The 22,582-nt window shown below is 44.6% G+C and carries 18 protein-coding genes; 12 read left to right on the forward strand and 6 right to left on the reverse strand.

Going from position 1 to position 22,582, the window contains the following annotated elements:
- Positions 1–47: 47 nt before the first annotated feature.
- Positions 48–2,567: a S8 family serine peptidase gene (locus tag V7R55_RS00155; protein WP_334056333.1), complete on the reverse strand. Its 2,520-nt coding sequence runs from the start codon at positions 2,565–2,567 to the stop codon at positions 48–50.
- Positions 2,568–3,007: 440 nt separating this feature from the next.
- Here V7R55_RS00155 and V7R55_RS00160 point away from each other — a divergent pair, with 440 nt between their 5' ends.
- From V7R55_RS00160 to V7R55_RS00180, 5 genes are all read left to right on the forward strand, one after another.
- On the forward strand, positions 3,008–3,520 hold the full coding sequence (locus V7R55_RS00160) for a curlin subunit CsgB (protein ID WP_334056334.1): 513 nt from the start codon (positions 3,008–3,010) through the stop codon (positions 3,518–3,520).
- 30 nt (positions 3,521–3,550) lie between these two features.
- Positions 3,551–4,996 carry a curlin gene (locus V7R55_RS00165; RefSeq protein WP_334056336.1) on the forward strand — a complete coding sequence of 482 codons (1,446 nt, stop codon included), beginning with the start codon at positions 3,551–3,553 and terminating at the stop codon, positions 4,994–4,996.
- A gap of 100 nt (positions 4,997–5,096) precedes the next feature.
- On the forward strand, positions 5,097–5,444 hold the full coding sequence (locus tag V7R55_RS00170; RefSeq protein ID WP_334056338.1) for a CsgE family curli-type amyloid fiber assembly protein: 348 nt from the start codon (positions 5,097–5,099) through the stop codon (positions 5,442–5,444).
- Positions 5,444–5,893, forward strand: coding sequence for a curli assembly protein CsgF (locus tag V7R55_RS00175; protein WP_334056340.1), 450 nt, complete (start codon positions 5,444–5,446; stop codon positions 5,891–5,893). The genes V7R55_RS00170 and V7R55_RS00175 overlap by 1 nt, the downstream gene beginning before the upstream one ends.
- A gap of 8 nt (positions 5,894–5,901) precedes the next feature.
- Positions 5,902–6,663, forward strand: a complete 762-nt coding sequence (locus V7R55_RS00180; RefSeq protein WP_334056342.1) for a CsgG/HfaB family protein — start codon at positions 5,902–5,904, stop codon at positions 6,661–6,663.
- Positions 6,664–6,700: 37 nt separating this feature from the next.
- On the opposite strand, the gene V7R55_RS00185 is transcribed toward V7R55_RS00180, so the two are convergent.
- Positions 6,701–7,378 (reverse strand): helix-turn-helix transcriptional regulator, encoded by a 678-nt coding sequence (locus V7R55_RS00185; RefSeq protein ID WP_334056344.1) that lies wholly within the window; start codon positions 7,376–7,378, stop codon positions 6,701–6,703.
- A gap of 273 nt (positions 7,379–7,651) precedes the next feature.
- Between V7R55_RS00185 and dld the strand changes: the two genes are divergently transcribed.
- Entirely contained in the window at positions 7,652–9,385 is a 1,734-nt protein-coding gene (gene dld / locus V7R55_RS00190; RefSeq protein ID WP_334056346.1) for a D-lactate dehydrogenase, read from the forward strand.
- Between the two features lie 245 nt (positions 9,386–9,630).
- Positions 9,631–11,661, forward strand: a complete 2,031-nt coding sequence (locus V7R55_RS00195; protein ID WP_334056348.1) for a BCCT family transporter — start codon at positions 9,631–9,633, stop codon at positions 11,659–11,661.
- A gap of 83 nt (positions 11,662–11,744) precedes the next feature.
- On the opposite strand, the gene V7R55_RS00200 is transcribed toward V7R55_RS00195, so the two are convergent.
- From V7R55_RS00200 to V7R55_RS00215, 4 genes are all read right to left on the reverse strand, one after another.
- On the reverse strand, positions 11,745–12,509 hold the full coding sequence (locus V7R55_RS00200; protein ID WP_014950692.1) for a zinc-dependent metalloprotease family protein: 765 nt from the start codon (positions 12,507–12,509) through the stop codon (positions 11,745–11,747).
- A 70-nt stretch (positions 12,510–12,579) separates the two neighbouring features.
- Positions 12,580–13,302, reverse strand: a complete 723-nt coding sequence (locus V7R55_RS00205) for a hypothetical protein (RefSeq protein WP_334056350.1) — start codon at positions 13,300–13,302, stop codon at positions 12,580–12,582.
- A gap of 530 nt (positions 13,303–13,832) precedes the next feature.
- Complete coding sequence (mmsB, locus tag V7R55_RS00210) at positions 13,833–14,708, reverse strand: 3-hydroxyisobutyrate dehydrogenase (protein ID WP_334056352.1); 876 nt, start codon at positions 14,706–14,708, stop codon at positions 13,833–13,835.
- Positions 14,709–14,722: 14 nt separating this feature from the next.
- Complete coding sequence (locus tag V7R55_RS00215; RefSeq protein WP_334056353.1) at positions 14,723–16,222, reverse strand: CoA-acylating methylmalonate-semialdehyde dehydrogenase; 1,500 nt, start codon at positions 16,220–16,222, stop codon at positions 14,723–14,725.
- Positions 16,223–16,320: 98 nt separating this feature from the next.
- On the opposite strand from V7R55_RS00215, the gene V7R55_RS00220 reads away from it, so the two are divergent.
- The 5 genes from V7R55_RS00220 (at position 16,321) to exaC (ending at position 22,569) form a co-directional block, all read left to right on the forward strand.
- The gene (locus V7R55_RS00220) at positions 16,321–17,205 is read left to right on the forward strand and encodes a LysR family transcriptional regulator (protein WP_334056355.1); all 885 of its coding nucleotides are present in this window, start codon (positions 16,321–16,323) and stop codon (positions 17,203–17,205) included.
- A gap of 273 nt (positions 17,206–17,478) precedes the next feature.
- Positions 17,479–18,795 (forward strand): methyl-accepting chemotaxis protein, encoded by a 1,317-nt coding sequence (locus tag V7R55_RS00225; RefSeq protein ID WP_334056356.1) that lies wholly within the window; start codon positions 17,479–17,481, stop codon positions 18,793–18,795.
- 180 nt (positions 18,796–18,975) lie between these two features.
- Positions 18,976–20,235 (forward strand): sensor histidine kinase, encoded by a 1,260-nt coding sequence (locus V7R55_RS00230; protein ID WP_334056358.1) that lies wholly within the window; start codon positions 18,976–18,978, stop codon positions 20,233–20,235.
- Positions 20,232–20,909 (forward strand): response regulator transcription factor, encoded by a 678-nt coding sequence (locus V7R55_RS00235; RefSeq protein ID WP_334056360.1) that lies wholly within the window; start codon positions 20,232–20,234, stop codon positions 20,907–20,909. Before V7R55_RS00230 ends, V7R55_RS00235 begins: the two co-directional genes overlap by 4 nt.
- 142 nt (positions 20,910–21,051) lie before the next feature.
- Positions 21,052–22,569 (forward strand): acetaldehyde dehydrogenase ExaC, encoded by a 1,518-nt coding sequence (gene exaC, locus V7R55_RS00240; RefSeq protein WP_334056362.1) that lies wholly within the window; start codon positions 21,052–21,054, stop codon positions 22,567–22,569.
- Positions 22,570–22,582 lie beyond the last annotated feature (13 nt).

Consider the following 22,582-nt stretch of genomic DNA (forward strand, 5'->3'; position numbering starts at 1 on the left):
CTATCTAAATGCTAAGAATCACTTTGCGTAAAATACCAAACGCGGTATTAAAGGTTTACCGTCACTGGCGCTGAACATGCAGACGTTTCATCACACACCATATAGGTGTATTCGCCAGGCTGAACGCCACGGCTTCTATCGCGATAACGACCAGTATTACTTACTTCCTCAAGTAGTTCACCATTGCGATAAATCATCACAGTATCAGCCATTGAGCCGCTGTAAGATAAATCTACACGTAGTGAGCCGAAGCGAGAAAGCATAGCGCGATCAATTTCGGCAACAATATTGCTGTCTGAAACCGACACTGTTTCTGTTGAAACGCCAGTTTGGCCTTCCGAGTCAGTAACCGTAAGGGTTACATCATAAGCACCTGTGCTTGCATACACATGAGTTGGGCTTTCTTCCGTTGAAGTCGCACCATCACCGAAGTCCCAACTGTAGCTAACAATGTCGTCATTGACGTCATTACTATTGTTAGTAAAGCTCACTGATAGACCTGAAGCATCAAAAGTAAATGCGGAGTTTGGCGGTGTTGGTCCTACTTCACCTATACCGGTAACTACTAAGCTCCATGTGTTAACGGTACCGTTATCTCCGTTAAAGGTATCAAGCACGTTTAAGGTCCAATCTCCGGTAGCCACTTCGCCGTTAAAGGCATCAGTGTTATAGCTCTCGACGATATCATCTGTACCGCCACCTTGGTTTTGACGCAGAACGGTAGTTGTCCCTTGAGGCGAAGTGAGTGATAGCACTAGGTCACCACTATATGTATGCGTGATGTCTACCGACGCTTGCATACCAAATACGGTTAAGTCATCCGGTACATTGATCACGAGATCAACGCCTACATCATCTGGGTCTTCTTCGTTCGGTAATGTAGGTACGGCATCGCCTGAATACGCGTAAGGGAATTCATTTAGTCCTTGCGGGTAAACGTAAAGGCTTGCAGACTTAGACTTCTCAATATCACCACTTACACCATTAACAGTAAAGCTATAAGCGCCCCAAGGTGTCTCCTCAGAGGTTTCTACCGTTAGCGTAACGGTGTCGCCAGGCATTGCCGCGCTAGCACTTAAATAAGCAATGTCACTTTCTTCGGCAAGAGAAAGCTGTACTTCTTCTTCGTAGCCAGCAATTGAGCCAACTTCAATAGTGAAAGTATAAGCTTCACCTGCTTCAATTTCTGCTGAGCCTGGTGTGATTCCCAATTTAAAGCCAGGTGTTGGATCGGCTTCTTCTAACGCATTTAGCACATTTAGACGGTTGCCTGAAACAGTGCGGCCGTCTGCCCAAAGGCTAGTCTCACCAGTAGACATTAACAGCTCTTTCATTTCTGATGGCGTCAGTTCTGGATTTAACGACCATACAAGGGCTGCTGCACCTGCAACATGTGGTGTTGCCATTGATGTACCAGAGTAGGTGGCATAGCTGTCACCTGGTATGGTTGATAAGATTGCAGAACCTGGAGCGGCAATATCTACAGTTTCAATACCGTATGAATAGCCGCTATCGCCGTCAGTTCGAGTATGGCTTGCAACTGCCATCAAACTGTTTGTTGTAGTGACATAGTTAGACGGATAGTTGTCGACATTGTCATTGTCTGAACCAGAGTTACCTGCCGCAGCAACAAACAAAATACCCGCTTGGCCAGCTTCTTCAATAGCGGTTTCTAGCGCTTCACTGTAGCCGCCGCCACCCCAGCTGTTGTTGGTAGCTTTAATATTGATGCCGCGGTTCGCTTTAAGGTCTGTGAAGTAATCGATACATTCAATAGCGCCAGCGGTTGAACCGCCGTCAGGACCTAAGAATTTACATGCAGCGATTGACACGTCATGGTTTACACCGACTACGCCAATTCCGTTTCCGCCGACAGCGCCAATTGTCCCGGCGACATGCGTACCGTGAGAATCATCGTCCATAGGATCAGAATCGCCATTAAAGGCATCGATACCGTAAACATCGTCAATATAGCCGTTGCCATCATCATCAATACCGTTACCAGCAATTTCACCAGGATTTACCCACGCATTATCTGCTAGGTCTTCATGGTTGTAGTCAACGCCGGTATCGATTACGCCAATTACGACATCACTATCGCCTGTTGTAATATCCCATGCTTCTGGTGCATCGATATCTACATCAGCAGAGCCGCCGGCTTGACCTGTGTTATTCAAACCCCATAGGTCACCGTAAGACGGGTCGTTAGGAACTAATGCTTTGCGATATAAAAAGTTTGGCTCGGCAATTTTAACTGCTGGGTTTTTCTTTAAGGTTTCAATGGCATCTTTAACAGACTTGCCACGAAGTTGAAGTTTGGCAATGCGGCCATTTAAAAGGTTCGCGAAGCGATCATCAACTTCATCGCGATTAGCGTCGCTGATTCTTGCGCCCACTGATGAACGAGCACGCATTTTTTCCGCTTTGCTTACATTTTCTTTGTACACAACAATAACGCTGTCATCGAAGATTTCGGCTTTCGCGGCATGTGCGTGGCTAGAAGCCATTAGCGGAAGTAGAGCTAAGGACAGTGCTGAGAGGCCTGTTTTAAAAGGCGTTGTTTTCATAGTTAGATTCCATAATTAGCAATAATGCTTTAATCACGAAACCTTCTCGTTCGGTCTGATATAACTAACGGTTAAAACTTATAACTCAATTTTGAAAAGCTGCCACCCTTTACGCAAAAATTAGTATAAAAATACAACTTAACCACTAGGATTCGAAGATAAATTAATGGTCGAGTGGTACTTAATTACTAGACTGGCGTCTTACGTGAGGTGTTGTGTTCAAACTTTTTAAGAGGTCTAACCAATAAATCTTTTTGTGTGTGATTTGTGAACAAAACTAGCACTAAGGTACGAGCTTGAACCGCAAGATTACCCGTGAAACCGATAATGATGTAATTTCGATTGTAATAAATACAACTTAATCGTGATGGATTCTCGCGCTTTTAAGGCGTTTTATAGAAGGGTCACCTTTGTTGTTAATCAAGGAAGCAGTCGTTCACATGGACAAGAAGTTAAAAGTTAAAAATTACCAATGCGCTACACATGTAGGAGCAATAAAAGCCAAAGCGTTCTTAGCGTTAACGGTATGTGGTCTTCTAACCGTCAATTCTCCTGTCTATGCCCAACAGTCTGATTTATCAACAAGCTCCGACATGGTGGAATCTTCTCTTTCAATGAGTCTGAATGCTCAAGCTATTACGATAGACGATGAAACGGTCTTCATTGCTGTCAGTCAGTTTGGGCTGAATAACATAACTAACATTATCCAAAGCGGCAACGGCGCCAACCTATCTAACGTTGTTCAAAACGGCAGTAATAACGAAGCTATCATCACTCAACTTGGTGAGGGTAACGTTGTGAATTTGCTGCAGCAAAACAACAACAACTATTTCGAAATTATCCAAGACGGGTTCGACAATGTTGCCAATGTCAATCAATTAGGTGAGCAGTCTTTCACTGTTTATCAGATAGGGAACGAAATGGTAATTAACATCACACAATATCAAGAATGATGTGATTGCCATAGGGAGACAAAAGTGAAAATGAAAAAAACAAAAATAGCGAGTGCATTGCTTCTAGTAGCAGCGTCAGGGTGGGCGTCAGCTCAGGAAGTTCCTGCTACTAAAACTGTCGAGTTTAACGCTACAGCAGATTTTGTAGCAGCGGCAGAAGGCAATGAAATTACGCTAACCCAAACGGCACCAGAGGGAAACGAAGTAGGTAATGAATCAGTATTAAGCCAAGAAGGTGACCTTAACGCTATCGTTGTAGAGGTAACCGGTGACGCTAACGAAGTACTTGCATCGCAAATGCAATCGGGTAACACCTTTTTTGCAAGCGTGACTGGTAATGGTAATTTTTTAGAATCAGAGCAAGATAGCTTAAACAGCACGGCAGATTTCGTAGTTGAGGGTGACGACAACACGATTTCACTTGTTCAATTGGGTGATGGCGGTCCCATTGGCTTTGTCTTTAACCGCTCGATAAATAGCATCGCGGGTAGCGGCAACTCACTATCTGTGTACCAAGGCGATGGTGGCAACTGGGCTAACAATGCTATTTCTGGTAATGACAATACGGTTTTTGTAGATCAAAGCGGTGACTGGCACGAATCCTATGTTCGCGAACTAAGTGGCGATGCTAACGTAATTGATGTTATCCAAGATGGTTACTACAACATTTCAGATTTAACCGTTATTGGCTCTGACAATGAAGTTGAAATTGATCAAGATGGCGACCAAAACGTTATCGGCTGGACCATGATTGGCGATGGTAATGTGCTTGAATTTGAACAAGATGGTGACGGTAATGAAATTGCCACTGGCGCTTTTGAAGGTTCGGGTAATGAAGTAAATATCGATCAAATCGGTGATGTAAACCTTGCTACCGTTGAAACTATCGGCGGCGCATCTAATACGTTCGAAATTAACCAGGTGGGCGAAGGAAATACGGCTTACGCTGGCGTGATTGGCTTATTAAACGAGTTCGACTTAACGCAGGTAGGCGATGCCAACGAAATCAGCACAGTTAATTTCGATGGTATTCTTAACACCGTAGAAATTGAGCAAGATGGTGATGCGAACTTAGCGTTAGCGCAAGCCGGTATTGGAGACGCAACTTATTTCGCAGATGGCAACATTATCGAAATGTCCCAAGAAGGCGTTGAAAATGACGCGTCAGTTGAATTGGCAAGCAATGTCTCATCAAGTTTCAACGAAATTATGGTTTCGCAAACAGGTGAGCTCAACTTACTCGACTTGCTTGTTAATGGTAACGAAAATGTTGTTAGCGTCATGCAAGAAGGTGTTGGTAACTGGGTAACAGACGAAACGGGTGGGCAGTTCGTTATTTCGGGCGATATGAATACCTTTGAAGTTACGCAAATGGGTAACGACAATTTAGTTACAGGTAGCATCACTGGCAATGGCGGCACAGTAAGTGTAACGCAGGTTGGTGACTACAACGTAGCTACCGTTGTTCAGATGTAAATGTACTAAAGTGCAAAGTGAATAGCCGGGCGCTAGCCCGGCTCAATTCGATAAAATGAAGTATTTGCATCATCTCTTTTTTCTCACACTAGTTTTAGGTGTGCTCTTTTCTCCTATTCACGCGGAAGAAATTCGCTTAGGCGGGTTACTGCTCGATAACAGTATAAGTCGCCAAGGGCATGAATTCGCTTCGCGAATTAGTCAATATTGGCGGGAAGTTCCCGACAGTTCAGGTAAAAACCTAGTAGTTAAAGAAATTATAGTGCCTCAAGCCGGAACGCTACTTTCAGTAATTTACGACAATAAAGTGGTTTACCAAACCTATATGGGACGTAGGCAAGTTCCGATAGATGAGAAAGTACAGCAAGCTATCTTTTTGGTATTAGACGCGGTAGCCAATGCGAGTATAGACAGTAGAAGCCCAGATTTAGCAGGGGACGAATGGTAATGAAGAAGAAAATGTTAATGGCTGCGCTAGCAGTAGCGACGTTAGTAGCACCTGCAATAACGCAGGCAACTGAATTAGTCTATGAGCCAATAAATCCGTCTTTTGGTGGGAACCCACTCAATGGCTCGTTTTTATTGAGTAAAGCAAATTCGCAAAATGCGCACAGTGCGCCACTAAGCGAACGCTCATACGATGAGCGACTTCAAGAGTCACTAGAACGAGCCTATATCAATCGCATCGTTCGTGAAATTACAGACATTGCCTTTGGCGAACAAGAGTATGACGAAGACGGCAACCCGATAGACAGTATTTTTAACCAAGACAGTATTTTTGTTAGCGGTGACTTTCAGGTGGAGCTTATAACGAGTAACCCTGACAGTATAGTCGTCAACATTACTAATTTATTGACAGGTGAGGTTACTGTCGTAGAAATTCCACGGTTTGGGTAGGGAAACACATGAGAAGTACCGTTTTTTTATTATTGGCACTGGTTCTAACAGGTTGCCAATCCATCACAAATACACTTCCGCCTGATACCACGGCAGCGGATGTTATCAAAGACAGCGCCACTCTTTCTGAAGTGAAAAGTTTACCGGCACCTATGGGGCAAATTCCGGTTTCCGTATACGCGTTTAGGGATCAAACAGGGCAATATAAACCGAGTACAGGAGCGAGTTCTTTTTCAACCGCCGTGACACAAGGTGCAACTTCCATTCTTGTTCAAACCCTAAGCGAAACATCGTGGTTCTTACCTGTTGAACGTGAAGGACTACAAAATATTCTTACTGAAAGAAAAATTATTCGGGCAGACGAGAAAAGCGGGGGCGATCTACCACCACTGACAACGGCAAGAATTATCATAGAAGGTGGCATAATTAGCTACGATACTAATATTCGTACTGGTGGAGCTGGCGTTGAGTACTTTGGTATTGGCGCAAGTGAGCTGTTTAGAGAGGATCAAATTTCTATCTATATGCGCGCGGTTGATGTGAGAACAGGACAGGTTTTGGTATCCGTTTCAACATCTAAGAAAGTGCTAAGCCAAGAAGTAAGAGCTGGATTGTTTAGGTATGTTTCGCTTAAGCGCTTGCTTGAAGCTGAGACAGGGTATACCACTAACGAACCCATGTTCGAATGCGTAAAGCAGAGCATAGAGAAAGCTGTGACAGAATTAGTAGTACAAGGAATGGAAAAAGGTGTATGGCGCGCTAAAGCGTAAGCGCCATACATCATTCATATTTCAATTGATTATCGGTTTAGTAATTCACCTTTTGGGGCTGACTAAACTGATGATCAAACCAATTTATGAGCTCAACCCTATTTCTGCATTCTGTTTTCCTAAATATACTGTATACGTGTGTTTTCACCGTATTCACACTGATATGCAAGCAATCTGCAATTTCTTGGTTCTGTGCGCCATCGGCAATTTTTCGCGTAATGGCTAACTCTCGTTTGGTTAGGACTGTCGTTGACGATTGAAGCGCAGCAACAGGCTTAGTTTTCGACACTAGATTGGCATCAATATAGCGGCTCATAATTTCGCGACTAAACCACTTATTACCTGCCTGAACCTGCTGAACACCTCTAACTAACAACTCCAGACTATCTTCGATATGAAACACCCCATTGATACCGTGTTGAAGTGCCGCGTAATGAAAGTCGATGTTACTTTCTGGCACATTGAAAATTACCTTATTTAATTCAGGATAATCTCTAACGACTGGCAAGCTGAACATGGCGGCAGGGTCGCAATACTGTGAATCAATGAAGAAGGTATAAGTGTTGTTGAGTACGCTTCTAGGCGGGTGGATAGCGCCGGTTGTAACGTTGAACCCACAGGATGGCAAAATACTAAGGAATCGTTCATAAGCTTCATCCTTTTTAGTACTCTCTGAGAAACTATTTCTTGTTAAAACGAACGCTTGGTGTGACATGAAAGCTCCTTTTCGTGTGCCTCAACCTTACGAACTATACACAATCTTTACAATACTCCTGTGGTCTTACTTGCAGCGCCAAAGCGTAACAAAATGTAACAGCTAAAACTTTGTATTAACTTTGCTTAAAAATGGCTTTTTTAAGCACTCGGTGAATTAAATATAAGTAAATTATCTCTATAAAAAACGTTTGCCCCCTTTGTTAAAAATACCTTTAGTGTATAGTTCATCACCAAGCTAATCCTCGCAAAACTTCAACACACAGAGAGAACCATGACCGTAAACGTTGACACTCAGTCTTTGATTGCATCTATGCGCGATGTAGTAGGGCAAGCCTATTTGTTAACTGATAAAGCGAAGAAGCAGCCATATACAAAAGGCTTTCGCTTTGGCGCAGGTGAGGCGCTCGCGGTTGTAAGGCCCGGTACATTGGTTGAAATTTGGCGCGTTTTGAAACTTTGTGTAGAAGCTGATGTTGCGGTAATTATGCAGGCGGCAAATACAGGGTTAACGGGGGGCTCTACACCCGACGGTAAAGATTACGATAGACCTCTTGTTATTATAAGCACAATGCGAATTGATGAAATTCAGCTGGTGGATAATGGTAAACAAATTGTAGGTTTAGCCGGCAGTACCTTATTTGGTTTGGAAGAAACACTTGCGCCGTATGGCCGAGAGCCACATTCGGTTATCGGTTCATCGTGCATTGGTGCATCCATCGTGGGTGGTATATGCAACAACTCAGGCGGCGCATTAGTAAAAAGAGGCCCGGCCTATACTGAATTAGCGCTTTTTGCCCAAATCGACGCTAATGGGAATCTATCTTTGGTAAACAACCTGGGGATTAACCTAGGTAGTGAGCCAGAAGAAATTCTGAATAATCTGGAGAACAAACGTTACAAAGAAGCTGACGTTCAGCACCCTGACGCTCGTGCATCAGACAACGAGTATGATGAACGAGTTCGAGACGTTGATTCAGACACACCTTCGCGCTTCAACAATGACGGCAGAAGACTTCATGAAGCTTCAGGCTGTGCGGGTAAGCTTGCCGTGTTCGCAGTGAGGCTAGACACCTTTCCAATTCCCGAAAAGAAACAAGTATTTTATGTAGGCTCAAACGACGCTGCAGTATTTACAAAAGTGCGTCGCGACATTCTTTCAACCTTCAAGAATTTGCCTGACTCGGGTGAATACCTTCACCGCGATTGCTATGACGTGTCGAAAAAGTACGGCAAAGATATGTTTATCGTTATCAGTAAGCTTGGGGCGAAGTTCATTCCAAAGCTGTTTGCGTTTAAACGAAAGTTCGATGCATTTACCGACAAATTAGGCTTTTTACCCAACAAAATGTCAGACCGCGTTATGCAGTACATGAGCTATATTTTTCCGAACCACTTACCCAAGCGCATGGAAGAATACAGAGATAAATACCAGCACCACTGGATTTTGGAAATGAGCAACGACGGGGTAGATGAAGCCAAATCTTATCTAGATGAGTTTTTTAAAACCAATGAAGGTGGCTACTTTGAGTGTACAGAAGAAGAAGCTGATAAAGCGATTTTACACCGCTTTGTTGCCGGTGGAGCAATAGGTCGCTATCACGTAATGCACAGCAAAGAAGTGGGCGCTATGATGACTATAGACGTTGCGCTTCGCCGAAACGATCCTGATTGGTTTGAAGTGTTACCTAAAGAAATAGACGACCAGATAGATACCAAACTGTATTACGGTCACCTGTTTTGCCACGTTATGCATCAAAACTATGTGTTGAAGAAGGGCGCCGATGCGAAATTGCTAAAAGGTAAAATCCTTGAAACCTTCGATGCGAGAAGCGCTGAGTATCCTGCAGAGCATAATGTGGGTCATGAGTACTTTGCCAAAGACGCGCTTAAGAGCTTCTATCGCGAACTTGATCCAACTAACAGTTTTAACCCAGGTATAGGCAAAACCACAAAGCTTAAAAACTGGGCTGAGCATGAAGGTGGTTGCTGTGGTGGGCATCACTAAAAGCCTGATTGAATAAAATGCACCTCAAAAGGTTCTGCTTGTCATTTTCTTAATTGAAGCCATGCAGAACCCTTATTCTTTCCAACTTACTTTTGGCCGTTAGCTCTTAAAACAATTCCTGATATAACCACCACGTTATCTAATCTGGCCCAACCTGAACCAAACCCTATCCCCGCTAGTAACAAAAGAAAGTGTTTAAACTTTCGCAGGTTATTAACTTATCTGTAGGTGAAAAGGGATTTGCTATGAAAGGCCAAGTAAACAACTCCACCATTCTTCTTCCTGTATTTATTCCTGCCGTCGCCATTATTTTGCTTCTGGTCATCGGAACAATTAGTAACCCCGAACTTGCTGCCGAGGCTTTTAATAGTACCCTTGCGTGGATCACTGAAAGTTTTGGATGGTTCTACATGTTGTCGGTCGCTATCTTTTTGGTGTTCATTGTATCGGTAGCGTCATCTAGCTGGGGGAATATTAAGCTAGGGCCCGATCATGCAGAGCCTCAATATAGCTTTCCTGAATGGTTTTCTATGTTGTTCTCAGCAGGCTACGGCGTAGCACTGCTCTACTTTGGCGTGGCAGAGCCTGTTTTACACTATTCATCGCCGCCTGCAGGAGCCGCTGAAACTGTCGATGCCGCAAAGCAGGCTATGCAAATCGCATTTTTCCACTGGGGTTTTCACATCTGGGCCATTTATGGGCTAGTCGGTTTGGTTCTTGCCTATTTTGCTTTTCGACATGGCTTGCCGTTATCCATTCGTTCAGCTTTGTATCCGCTGATAGGGGATAAAATTTATGGCCCAATAGGTCATGCAGTAGATGTATTCGCCATTCTAGGTACTCTTTTTGGTATCGCCACTACCCTTGGGCTATCCGTTACACAGATCAATGCGGGGCTCAACTATCTTTCCGGCGACATCCCCATTGATATTATGGTGCAGGTAGGCACCATTGCTATAGTGACGATAGCCGCGACAATATCAGTTATCGCGGGCATGGATAAAGGCATTAAAAGGCTATCAATTCTGAATATGGTTCTGGCTGTATCGCTTATGAGTACCGTCTTTATTATGGGAGAAACGGTTCATATTTTAGAGACCTTCCTGCAAAACACGGGGAGTTATGTCAACGGTATTATCGAGCGCACTTTTAACCTTCAGGCATATAGTCGCAGCGATTGGATTGGTAACTGGACACTGTTTATTTTTGGCTGGACCATAGCGTGGGCGCCGTTTGTGGGCATGTTTATCGCCAAAATAAGTCGCGGCAGAACCATTAGACAGTTTGTTTTTGGAGTAATGCTTGTGCCAACCATGTTCACCTTCCTTTGGTTTTCCGTGTTTGGTGACACAGCGTTAAACGCCATTATGAATCAAGGGGTAACAACGCTCATTAGTGATGTACAGGAGAATGAAGCCGTAGCCTTGTTTAAGCTTTATGACTTGCTACCAGGCGCATCAATAATGTCAGGCCTGACCGTATTATTGATCATTACGTTTTTCGTGACGTCATCAGATTCAGGGTCGCTGGTTATCGATTCTCTTGCTTCTGGTGGTAAAGAAGAAAGCCCGGTTTGGCAGCGTATATTCTGGGCGTGTTTAGAAGGAACCGTTGCAGCTGTGTTGCTGTTGGCTGGTGGATTGAATGCCCTGCAAACGATGACCATAGCAAGCGCATTACCATTCGCCTTCATTATGCTAGCGTCTGCAGCAGGTCTGTGGCGAGCACTTGTCATTGAGGGCTATCGAAATAATAGTTTGACGGCGAATACGCTTAATAGAAATCACGGCCGGACAACTAGCCTCAAAGGTAGATTTGCTGCAATGGTCGATTACCCCAGCCGAAATGAGGTGCATGAGTTTATTGATAAAACTGTGATTGCAGCGATGAAAGACGTACAAGCTGCTTTGAAAGCGCGAGAGTGGGAGGCGTTTGTTAAGCTTGATGAGGAAACGGGAAGGGCCACCTTCACTGTTGAGCGTCACGATCACATGGACTTTATTTACGATATTCGTATGACTGAATATTTAGTACCAGGGTTCAGCTACGCAGAGCTGCGCTCAGAAGATGACGAGTCGGAAAAGTATTTTCGCGCTGAAGTGTTCCTCCGTCGCGGCGGTCAAGCCTACGATATATATGGCTACGATAAGGAGGGTATCGCTAGGGATATCTTAGATCAGTTTGAAAGCTACCTGCACTTCCTTGATACCAGTCCAGGTGAACTACCTTGGGAAATGGATGCGTTTGATGACATGTTGACGCAGCCTAAAGAGTAAACAATCCGCAGGGTTCTAAGAGGTTAAGGTTAAAGGGAAAGCAAGGCTGCTTTCCCTTATTTATCCCCTAATTAATTACTTACTTAGAAGTAGTTAGCAATTTGGTTAATAACCGCATTTACTGCGCGGTAAGCATTAGATTCGTTTTCAACGCCACAGGCTTGGCCATTACAGCCTGACCAGTAAGGGTCAGAGAAATAGTCTAGCTGGGTGGCACTACCGAACGCTTGAGGATAGGCCATGATAGTCGAGAAGTTATTATCAACGCCGTGACCAATACCATCATTATATACACCGCCTACTGAACCTTGGCGAACAGAGTGGCCTAAGCCCATGTTGTGACCGAGTTCATGAACAAATGTAGACAGACCGCAGTCAACGGCGCTGATGCTGTACATGCGGCTTTGCGAGCTAGAGTACAGTGTACCGTTGTTGCCTTGGCCTACCCAGCCAATGCCGCACACGTAACCCACTAGCTGACCGCCTTCATAAATGTTTTCACGATTACCTAAAAGCACAACCATGTCTGCGCCGTTTGAAGATCGTGCGTTTTGTACACCACTGCTATCAGTTAACAAATCTAATGCACTTTCAGTGGGTTGTAGGTCGCTAGATGTAGCAGCAGAAGACTGAGCGCCCACTAAACGCAACTGTAGATCTACCGCATTATTTTGATAAACACGGTTGGCGTGTGAGATGTATTGGTTAATTTTAGTGTCGATATTAGACACATTGTTTGCAGCAGGTTGGGTGTAAAGCACCATTACATCGATGGTGGCTGCTGTTACTGATGTTGCACAAAGCAGTGAAACTGCCATTGCCGTTAAACACTTAAATGTGTGTTTCATTTTTATTTCCTTCTTGTTGTTTTATTTGAGCTTGTTGAATTTCCTGTGAAGCTCAACAGGCACTAGGGGATTAGTTTTGACCGAGATCGAAGACTTCTTCGGCGTTGTCGTCGCTAAGCGGGCGTTCGCTGTCGGGTTCACGTTCGATGTGGTTTTGCATCATTGAAGACTTTGGTGCGATCCACGCGTATTTATCATTGCCTTCAAGCACAAACACGTCGCGAGGCGTGGCTAAGTTTCCGTAGGTGGCATTTTCGCCAAGCGTTATAACGGCGGCGTAAAGAGAGCCCGCACCTGGGATGTGGGCCTCTACGGTACGATCGCCGTTTGGATGAGTGACAACGTGGTCAACTTCACCGGTGTAACTGCCACCGAACTGCGGGATGTATAAATCGAGATACTCGCCAACTTCTACCGTCATTAATTCTTCACGATCAAGCTCAATGTAAGCTTCATCGGTTACGTCAGCGGGAATATAGCCTTCTGCTTCAAGTACCTTTTTGCCATCTTCTGATGTTGTCCAGACGATGGTGTCTTTCTCTGATTTACCGTTAGTAGCAGTTGTAGCCTGAGCTTTTAGCTCGGCTTCATTTTTGGGTTTGAAGTTATCGACACCTGTCGATAACACTTTGCCGTTTCGTTGCCTTTCAACAGCGCCTTTTTTACCAACAGATTTTGTCTCAGCATTCGTCGCTGCTACCTCTTTTTTGCCCGAGGGGGTAGTATCGATAAAGGCGAAAATACAACCAATAGCTACAATTGCCGTCGAAGCGGCAACAATGCGCTTTTTCATAGTGTGTTCCTTTTATTTTTACTTACTGAATTTAGGAAATTGAACGTTAGAAATTAGCGACACTCTGTTTCTCAAAACGCGCTCTAAGTGAGCGATATAGAGAACCAATGTGTTTAGTGAAATTGCTTAGTGAATTAAGTAAGTCATTAAAACGTATAATATTTTCACGGTTATAAAAGTATCACTTTGCATAAGGGGGTATAAAATTTAGCCCTTTAATGCAGTGTAAATTTCTTAGGCTATAGACGGGACTGCAAGATGTAGACCGAACTCAGAACTGCCTCGTTTTAGCTACGAGAGTGAGAACGAATAAGCCACCTGAAAATGGCTTCTGGATGATGAAAAGAGAATATTAAAAATAACGAAGGAATAATTTCACTTGATAAAGAAAATAGCGAGGTAACAACAGCGCAAAAAAAGCGGGACAGGTAGGTAAAAAATAAAAAAAGAGCGAGTAAAATCCTTTACTCGCTAAGCAAGAAGGTCACCTCTTCTGAGGGAAAGTGACCGACGGAGAAAAAGGGGCTTTCTTACGCTAATCGCCTAATTATTGAAGAAAAATCCATCCCTGCATTGCCTTCTTCGCAATGCATTTCAAACCATTTTGCAGCAAGCTCACCCATAGGCACTTGCGCGTTGACGCCCTTCGCGCCCTGCATGGCAAGACCTAAGTCTTTGAGCATAAGCGCAGAAGCGAAACCGCCGGCAAAATCGTTATCAGCAGGGCTTTGCGGCCCTACACCCTTAACAGGGCAGTAGGTGGTCATTGACCATGTCTGTCCCGAGGCATTGGACGCAATATCGAAAAATACTTGCGCGTCTAGCCCGAGCTTTTGAGCAAGTTGGAAACTCTCGCAAGTCGCAATCATAGTTGCCCCAAGCAGCATATTGTTGCAAATCTTCGCAGCTTGACCCGCGCCATGGCCGCCCGCATGAACAATTTTCTTACCCATTGCTCCGAGTACGCCTTGCGCTTTATCGAATGCGTCAGCATCGCCACCGACCATAAACGTGAGGGTGCCGCCAGCTGCAGCTGCAACACCACCAGAAACTGGCGCATCCAGCATTTTAAGGCCTTTTTTCTCTGCTAGTTCCGACACACTCTTCGCTGTTTCGACGTCAATGGTGGAGCAGTCAATAAGCAAGGTGCCTTGACGTACAGAAGCCAGGATCTGATTTGAATAGATATCTTGTACGTGCTTGCCTGCAGGCAGCATTGTAATAACAATGTCTGCCTCAGCAGCAGCTTGCTCGGTACTTTGCGCAATAGTACAGCCTGCTTCTTTGGCTTTGGCCAGTGCCGCTTCGCTTAAGTCAAAGGCCATTACTTTGTAATCGTTCTTAACCAGATTATCTGCCATCCCTGAGCCCATATTACCTAGGCCAATAAATGCAACTGTGGTCATAATAGTCTCCTCGCTTAGCCCATGGTTGGAATAACAAAAGCGTTGTCGTTCGTATCTGAGCCATCAGGCCAGCGCTGCGTAATTGTCTTAACCTTGGTCCAGAATTTAACCCCTTCCATACCATGCTGATTGGTATCACCAAACGCAGAGCGCTTCCAGCCCCCAAATGTGTGGTAAGCAACCGGCACAGGAATAGGTACGTTAATTCCAACCATGCCCACGTTTACACGTTGCGCAAATTCACGCGCCGCATGGCCGTTACGAGTGTACATAGCAACACCATTACCGTATTGATGCTCACTTGCTAAGTTGACCGCTTCGTTGAAGTCTTTAGCGCGCACCATTTGCAGCACTGGACCAAAAATTTCTTCTTGGTATGAGCGCATGTCTTTAGTCACGTGGTCGAAGAACGTTGGGCCGATGAAGTAGCCCTGACTGTCGTCCGGGATCTGACTGGTTCTGCCGTCGTAAACAAGTTCAGCACCTTCTTCTATGCAAAGATCGATATAGCCTTCAACGCGCTCTTTGTGCGCAGCAGTAACCACTGGGCCATAATGGGCGTTAGGATCTTCACTATGACTCACCATAATGTCCTTAATAGCCGGAATAAGCTTAGCTTTCAGTTTTTCAGCGGTTTCATCGCCCACCGGAACGACTACCGGTAACGCCATACAGCGTTCGCCAGCACTGCCGTATGCAGCACCAACTAAGTCAGTTACTACCTGATCCAGATCAGCATCAGGCATTACGATGCCGTGGTTTTTCGCGCCGCCCATAGCCTGAACGCGCTTACCAGCACGAGCGCCACGCTCGTAAACATAGTTAGCGATATCTGAAGAGCCTACAAAGCTCACCGCCTTAATAGTTTGATGATCTAAAATACCATCAACCACTTCTTTGTTACCGTGTACAACGTTAAGCACGCCTGCTGGAAGACCTGCTTCAATCATAAGCTTTGCCAGTTCAACAGGTACTGATGGATCGCGCTCTGATGGCTTTAAAATGAACGCGTTACCGCAGGCAATTGCCACACCGAACATCCACATTGGGATCATGGCCGGGAAGTTAAATGGTGTAATACCTGCCACTACACCAAGTGCTTGGCGCATGGAGTACACATCGATTCCTGGGCCTGCGCCTTCGGTATATTCACCTTTTTGCGCATGAGGAATACCGCAGGCAAACTCAATCACTTCAAGGCCGCGCTGAATATCACCCTGGGCATCAACCAACACTTTACCGTGCTCGCTTGATAATAGTGCCGCTAAGCGGTCGCGGTTTGCTTCGACTAATTCTTTAAACTTGAACATAACACGAGCGCGTCGTTGAGGGTTTGTTGCTGCCCACTCAACCTGTGCAGCTTGGGCTGTCTCAATTGCATAGGCTAGGGTTGAAGTACTAGCCAAGCTTACTTCAGCCTGTACTTCACCTGTGTTAGGTGCAAATACCGACGCGGTATTTTCACTGCTATCTTCAAAATCTTTACCTGCAATAAAGTGAACAATTTTTCTCATGACATAGCTCCTGTAATTTTTAACAATATTGAAACCTTGTGTTTGCAAAGGCAATACATATACTTGCAGTATGGTGCTGTAAAAATGCAGGTGTTGATGTGAATTGGGACGACATGCGTTTGTTTCTTGGTTTGGCAAGGAATGGTCGTGTAGCTATTGCAGCTAAAGGCTTAAAGGTAGATCCTACGACCTTGATACGTCGTGTAAAAAAACTGGAAGACTCACTAAATTGTAAATTGTTTGAGCTAACTAAAAGAGGGTATGTGCTTACTACGCACGGTAGCGAGCTTGTTTCTTACATCGAAAAAGCAGAGCATTATTTTTTAGAAGCGCAAAATGAGCTTGGCGATGAACGTTCACATTTAGCGGGCACGATTAGGGTAAGCGTTTCGGAAGGTTTTGGAAGCTGGTTTTTAGCACCATTGCTCCCCGATTTTAAAAAGCAGTATCCAGGGATAAGTATTGAACTAGTGGCGACCAGCGGTTTCCTGAACCTAAATAAGCGGGAAGCCGATATGGCGATCTTGCTGGAAAAGCCTAGCAAAGGCTTACTGGTTACCCAAAAACTGACTGATTATAACCTTTATCTCTATACCCATAAGTCTCTTATTAATGAGAATAAACCACAAACTCTACACGACCTCACTGCATTCAATTTAGTGAGCTATGTACCCGATCTGGTGTATGCGCCACAGCTAAAGTTCATTGAAGAGACTGCACTTTCACAGTTAAGTGCACTTCGCAGTACGAGCATTAATGCGCAATATCAGATGCTTATCAATGGGGCTGGCGTAGGGATTTTGCCCAAGTTTATGGCTGAGAAGCAACCAGGCTTGGTTCGGCTAATTGAAAACGAGATTCACATCAAACGCACGTTCTGGTTGGCTACGCACAAAGAAACGCATTCTCAAGCTCGTTTCCAAGCATTTACACACTGGCTAATTGAAAACGTAGCGCGTTATCAAACAAGTTTTACTGACTAGTAATGATCGATATAGTAAAAATCCCATTCTGTTTGAAGCTATTGAACTGTAAGGCCTAATACTGAGTTGGAGTAGTACAGACAAAAGTTTACTGCATTCAAAAGCCGTTTATTCGTAACATCATCCTCTAGCAAAATGCTTAAGTCAGTAAAGCAAACGAAGCTAAGTTTATATCTAAGTAATCTTTCAAACAGAATTGTAAATTTACTAAGAAAAACGGCAGTTTAGTCGATATACGTCTTATTACCGCAAAATTTTGTCAGGGAAGCGTTTATGTTTAACAAACACCTAGTTAAAGAAAACGAAGCACTTAAAGAGGAACTACATATACTCAAGCAAGTGCGAGATGGCTTGCGTGAAGATATGATCTTTCTTCGCCTCAACGAGCGCGGCGAAATTGACGATGTCAATGAGATGTTTCAAAAAGAGCTTGGTTACTCACTGTCTCAAGTTAAAGGGCAACGCTTCTTTGAATTTGTTCCCGAAATTGCGAGGAATACGCCACACTATAAAAAGCTTAAAAATTCAATTGAGACGCGCGTTCATTACTGGGGAGCAATTGAATTTGTCCGTGAAAACGGCGAGGAAGCGTGGCTAAGGGGTGTAGTTGAACCGATTTTTGATATTAATGGCAATATACATAAATTCTCGGTAAACCTGAATGACCTTACACGAACCATTGCTAAGTCGAAAGAACACGAAGATTTGGTGGCCGCGCTACATAAGTCAAATGCAGCGATAGAATTCGATTTAAACGGAAATATTCAGGACGCAAACGAAGCTTTCTTAAAAACCGTTAAGTACAGTCTGAATGAAATTAAAGGTAAGCATCATAGAATTTTTTGTGATACCGAATATGCGAACTCACGAGAATATAAATTGTTTTGGGAGCGACTTGCTCAAGGCGAGTTTGTAGCAGGACGATTCGAACGTTTCGACGCTCACGGCAATTCTATTTGGCTTGAAGCCACATATAACCCTATTTGTGATTCCCACGGGCGCATGTATAAAGTGGTTAAGCTGGCTACTGATATTACTGAGCAGGTGGCACGAGAAAGTGCGGTATCCAGTGCCGCAGATATTGCCTACCGTTCTTCAAACACCACAGATCAAATCGCGTCCCGAGGCAAAGACGTTATTAGCGAGCTGCTTTCTGAAATGTCTTCACTGTCGCAGCAAATGGATAGGGCAAAAGAAGGGATTAACGCGTTGGACGCTCAGTCTCAACAAATTGCCACGATTATCGGAAGTATCAGTGCGATTGCCGAACAAACCAATTTACTTGCTCTAAATGCTGCGATTGAGGCGGCACGTGCTGGCGATCAGGGGCGAGGTTTCGCTGTAGTTGCTGACGAAGTGCGTCAGTTAGCATCGCGTACAACCGAAGCCACGGAAGAAATCATCAATGTGGTTAAACACAACCAGACATTGGCCACCGACGCAGTGAACTTGGTTAATGAAGGTGATGAAAAGGCGCAATCAGGGCTCAATTACGCTAGAGAGGCGGGTGAAGTTATCGAACAAATACAAGATGGTGCAAAAGAAGTCGTTGATGCAGTTGGCCAATTCAGCAGTCGACTGGGAAGCTAGTAGCACCGAGAAACGGGCTTACCGATAAATGTAAACAGTCTAAGTTCTTTCCAAATAAAACATCGCTCAAAATAGAGTTCATCCTACCTTGGTAGGATGAATTCGCCCCTATAGCAGGATGTGTTTTTTAACGCAGCCTGTATAGCATAACCTTGTAATAGAAGGCTTGCAGGGGCGGTTATGTCAGGTTTTACGAAAATATCTACAGCTATAGTAGCCGTATTCATTGGCTGCTTTTTGGTTTTTACCTGTCTGGTCTACTTCCATATACAAGATAACATTGAGGAAGAGATGACAGGCGCGCTTAATCAAGTGCGAGAAATGGTCAACTTCAATATCCCTGTTGCTGATATCGAAGCGATTGTAGAGCCTAGCCCTCACTTATCCGCCCATTATTTCACGGGTCGCCTTCAGGCAGAGCAGACTTCAGTGATGCCGACAACTGAACGCACTGCACTTACACCCGTTATCATCCCAATTCAGGAAAATCAGTATCTTATTGTTACGCCTTTTGATGCCACAGAACTCACCCAGAATCTTACTTTTTTTGCCTTGGTGGCGGGACTGTTTTTCGCAACCTTTGTGCTGTTGCTGTTTACGTTAAAAGTGGCGGTTAAGCAGAGGTTAGTGCCGCTAAATCAGCTCGCTGAGGCTTTATCTGAGCTACGAGAAGGCAAGGAGTCACAGCCCCTGTCACATTCAGATATCAACGAAATGAACAGGGTATTAGACCAATTTAAGCACCTGCAAAATGCGCTTAAATCAAAAGAAAAGCAGCTCATAAAAGTAGATAAACAATTAGCTCTTCTTCAAGAGCAAGAGCGTAATTACCTTGCCAGAGAGCTTCACGATAATGTGGGGCAGCTGCTGACCACGATAAAAGCCCACGCCTATATTTTGGTTAACGCAAAAGAGCGCTCAGTTGTTGAACTGTCGGCGCAAAAAGTTCAGGTCATGTCACATCAAATAAGCGATGCAATTAGAAAGCTTACAGTTCACCTTCATCCCCTGATACTAGACAAAGTACCTTTGCAATCGTCCCTTGAGAGACTGGTGTACGAACAAGAAGTGGCGCAGCCCGATACACAGTGGGACGTGTCAATTAATCTAAAGCGCTATCAAGAAGATAATGAACGAGATATTCATCTTTACCGATTTGCTCAAGAAGCCATTAACAACGTGATTAAGCATGCGAAAGCCACCAAAGTTAGCATTCAAATTTATGGCGATACTCACCGGGTCTCTGTAATGGTTAAAGACAACGGCCGGGGATTGGGGAACCACATTGTAGAAAATATTGGCATGTCTTCCATGCGCAGCCGAGCACGTTGTATAGGAGCAAGTTGCAGTGTGACGTCACCCGATGATGGCGGCGTTGCTGTATCGCTGTCGCTTACCCTTAAAAAAATGCCTCCTTTTATGGGTGCTAACGTCGCATGAATATTCTTATCGTAGACGACCACGCTGTGGTGCGTGAAGGTTACAAAGCATTACTTAATGCAATGATGCCGGATTGCCGTATTTTTGATGCTGAAAATGGTGCGCAAACCCATCGCTTATTGGCCAGTAGTAACATTGAAATCTTAATCCTAGACATAAACCTTTCAAATGAGAGTGGCCTTGTTTTAGCCAAGATTTTTTTAAAGCGACATCCAGATTTAAAAATTATTTTTTTCAGTATGTTCGAAGACAGCGTCATATTGCACCGCGCTATGCAAACCGGTGCTATGGGTTACATCAGTAAAAGTAGTTCGCCTGAAATATTGATCTCGGCAATTAAGGTCGTCGCAAAAGGGCAAAAGTATATTGAGCGAGGCCTGGCGGTAAATTTAGCCAATCAACTTCTCGATACTAATGTGGACATTGCTGCCAAATTAACAAAACGTGAGTTCGAGATATTTATTGCGATAGCGATGAATAAATCGCGCTTCGATATTGCTGATGAGTTGGGCCTATCGGCTAAGACTGTCTCCAACGCACTTACCGTCATCAAGCGAAAGCTTGACGCGGTGCCCTCCCAGTTTTCAGCCATTGCGGCTAAACACGGTTATATCGGTGATGCAGAGCTTTCAGCGTCTCAATCGGTGTCTTTTGTCGAGAAGAGTGAGAAGTAGCCATAGGTTTCCCCTCCTAAAGTAGGAGTCAAATCGGTCTATCGCATCATGGTAGGTACAACGTAAAAGTACCATTATCAAACTACACAACAAACCAAGTTAGTGCGCGTGGTACGCGCAAAGTTATCAAAAGGTACTTCTTATGATTTATGCAAAGCCAGGTAGTGAAGGTTCGGTCGTAAGCTTCAAAGAAAGCTACGGTAATTTTATCAATGGCGAATGGATAGCACCGGTTAAAGGTGAGTACTTCACCGCAACATCTCCAGTAGATGGTAGCGACATCGCACAAATCCCACGCTCAACATCTGAAGACATTGAGCTTGCGTTAGATGCCGCTCACGCTGCGAAAAAGGGCTGGGCAGATACGTCAGTAGCTGAGCGTTCCAACATTCTTCTGAAAATTGCCGATCGCATTGAAGAAAACCTAGAGCTACTAGCCGTTGCGGAAACCTGGGACAATGGTAAAGCCGTTCGCGAAACGCTTAATGCAGACATCCCGCTGTGCGCAGACCACTACCGTTATTACGCAGGGTGTATTCGAAGCCAAGAAGGCACCATCGGTGAAATTGATAAAAACACAGTGGCGTATCACTTCCATGAACCTTATGGTGTAGTTGGGCAAATTATCCCGTGGAACTTCCCGCTACTTATGGCTGCATGGAAACTTGCGCCCGCACTTGTTACCGGTAACGTAGTGGTGCTAAAGCCAGCAGAACAAACGCCAGTATCTATCTTATTGTTCGCCGAACTAATCCAAGACCTACTACCACCGGGTGTACTAAACATTGTTAACGGGTTCGGCGCAGAAGCTGGACAGGCCCTTGCAACAAGCACAAGAATCGCAAAAATTGCATTTACTGGCTCTACACCTGTGGGCGGACATATCCTTCGCTGTGCTGCTGAAAACCTTATTCCATCTACCGTTGAGCTTGGCGGCAAGTCGCCAAACTTATTCTTCCCTGACATCATGAATCACGAGCCTGAATTTATTGATAAGTGTGCGGAAGGTTTAGTGCTTGGTTACTTCAACCAAGGTGAAGTCTGTACGTGTCCTTCTCGAGCGATTATTCACGAAGACATCTATGATGCATTCATGGAAAAAGTGTTGGAAAAAATTCAGAAGATCAAACGTGGCAACCCACTAGACACAGACACCATGGTAGGTGCACAGGCATCTAGCGAGCAGTTCGAAAAGATTCTTAAATACATCGATATCGGTAAGTCAGAAGGGGCTCAGGTCGTCACTGGTGGTGAGAAAGAGCAGCTGCCAGGCTTTGATGAAGGTTACTACATTCAGCCGACTATATTGAAGGGTGAAAACCACATGCGTGTGTTCCAGGAAGAGATTTTTGGTCCGGTAATCGCTGTTCAAACCTTCAAAACCGAAGAAGAGGCGATTGAGATTGCCAATAATACAAGCTTCGGACTTGGCGCTGGTGTATGGAGCCGCGATGCGAATGTAGCATTCCGCGTAGGTCGAGCGATTGAAGCAGGTCGCGTATGGACGAACTGTTATCACTTGTATCCAGCTCACGCTGCGTTTGGCGGCTACAAGAAATCGGGCATTGGCCGCGAAACCCACAAGATGATGCTAGATCACTACCAGCAGACAAAAAATCTATTGGTAAGCTACGACATCAACCCACTTGGTTTCTTCTAAGTAAACCTGAGGG

The sequence above is a fragment of the Alteromonas sp. S005 genome (genome assembly GCF_036864475.1).
Classification (GTDB): Bacteria; Pseudomonadota; Gammaproteobacteria; order Enterobacterales; family Alteromonadaceae; genus Alteromonas.

What these genes read in the sequence shown, in the direction of transcription:
- V7R55_RS00155 (WP_334056333.1), bottom strand. Translation starts at nt 2,567, where the DNA reads ATGAAAACAACGCCTTTTAAAACAGGCCTCTCAGCACTGTCCTTAGCT.
- V7R55_RS00160 (WP_334056334.1), top strand. Translation starts at nt 3,008, where the DNA reads ATGGACAAGAAGTTAAAAGTTAAAAATTACCAATGCGCTACACATGTA.
- V7R55_RS00165 (WP_334056336.1), top strand. Translation starts at nt 3,551, where the DNA reads ATGAAAAAAACAAAAATAGCGAGTGCATTGCTTCTAGTAGCAGCGTCA.
- V7R55_RS00175 (WP_334056340.1), top strand. Translation starts at nt 5,444, where the DNA reads ATGAAGAAGAAAATGTTAATGGCTGCGCTAGCAGTAGCGACGTTAGTA.
- V7R55_RS00180 (WP_334056342.1), top strand. Translation starts at nt 5,902, where the DNA reads ATGAGAAGTACCGTTTTTTTATTATTGGCACTGGTTCTAACAGGTTGC.
- V7R55_RS00185 (WP_334056344.1), bottom strand. Translation starts at nt 7,378, where the DNA reads ATGTCACACCAAGCGTTCGTTTTAACAAGAAATAGTTTCTCAGAGAGT.
- dld (WP_334056346.1), top strand. Translation starts at nt 7,652, where the DNA reads ATGACCGTAAACGTTGACACTCAGTCTTTGATTGCATCTATGCGCGAT.
- V7R55_RS00195 (WP_334056348.1), top strand. Translation starts at nt 9,631, where the DNA reads ATGAAAGGCCAAGTAAACAACTCCACCATTCTTCTTCCTGTATTTATT.
- V7R55_RS00200 (WP_014950692.1), bottom strand. Translation starts at nt 12,509, where the DNA reads ATGAAACACACATTTAAGTGTTTAACGGCAATGGCAGTTTCACTGCTT.
- V7R55_RS00205 (WP_334056350.1), bottom strand. Translation starts at nt 13,302, where the DNA reads ATGAAAAAGCGCATTGTTGCCGCTTCGACGGCAATTGTAGCTATTGGT.
- mmsB (WP_334056352.1), bottom strand. Translation starts at nt 14,708, where the DNA reads ATGACCACAGTTGCATTTATTGGCCTAGGTAATATGGGCTCAGGGATG.
- V7R55_RS00215 (WP_334056353.1), bottom strand. Translation starts at nt 16,222, where the DNA reads ATGAGAAAAATTGTTCACTTTATTGCAGGTAAAGATTTTGAAGATAGC.
- V7R55_RS00225 (WP_334056356.1), top strand. Translation starts at nt 17,479, where the DNA reads ATGTTTAACAAACACCTAGTTAAAGAAAACGAAGCACTTAAAGAGGAA.
- V7R55_RS00230 (WP_334056358.1), top strand. Translation starts at nt 18,976, where the DNA reads ATGTCAGGTTTTACGAAAATATCTACAGCTATAGTAGCCGTATTCATT.
- V7R55_RS00235 (WP_334056360.1), top strand. Translation starts at nt 20,232, where the DNA reads ATGAATATTCTTATCGTAGACGACCACGCTGTGGTGCGTGAAGGTTAC.
- exaC (WP_334056362.1), top strand. Translation starts at nt 21,052, where the DNA reads ATGATTTATGCAAAGCCAGGTAGTGAAGGTTCGGTCGTAAGCTTCAAA.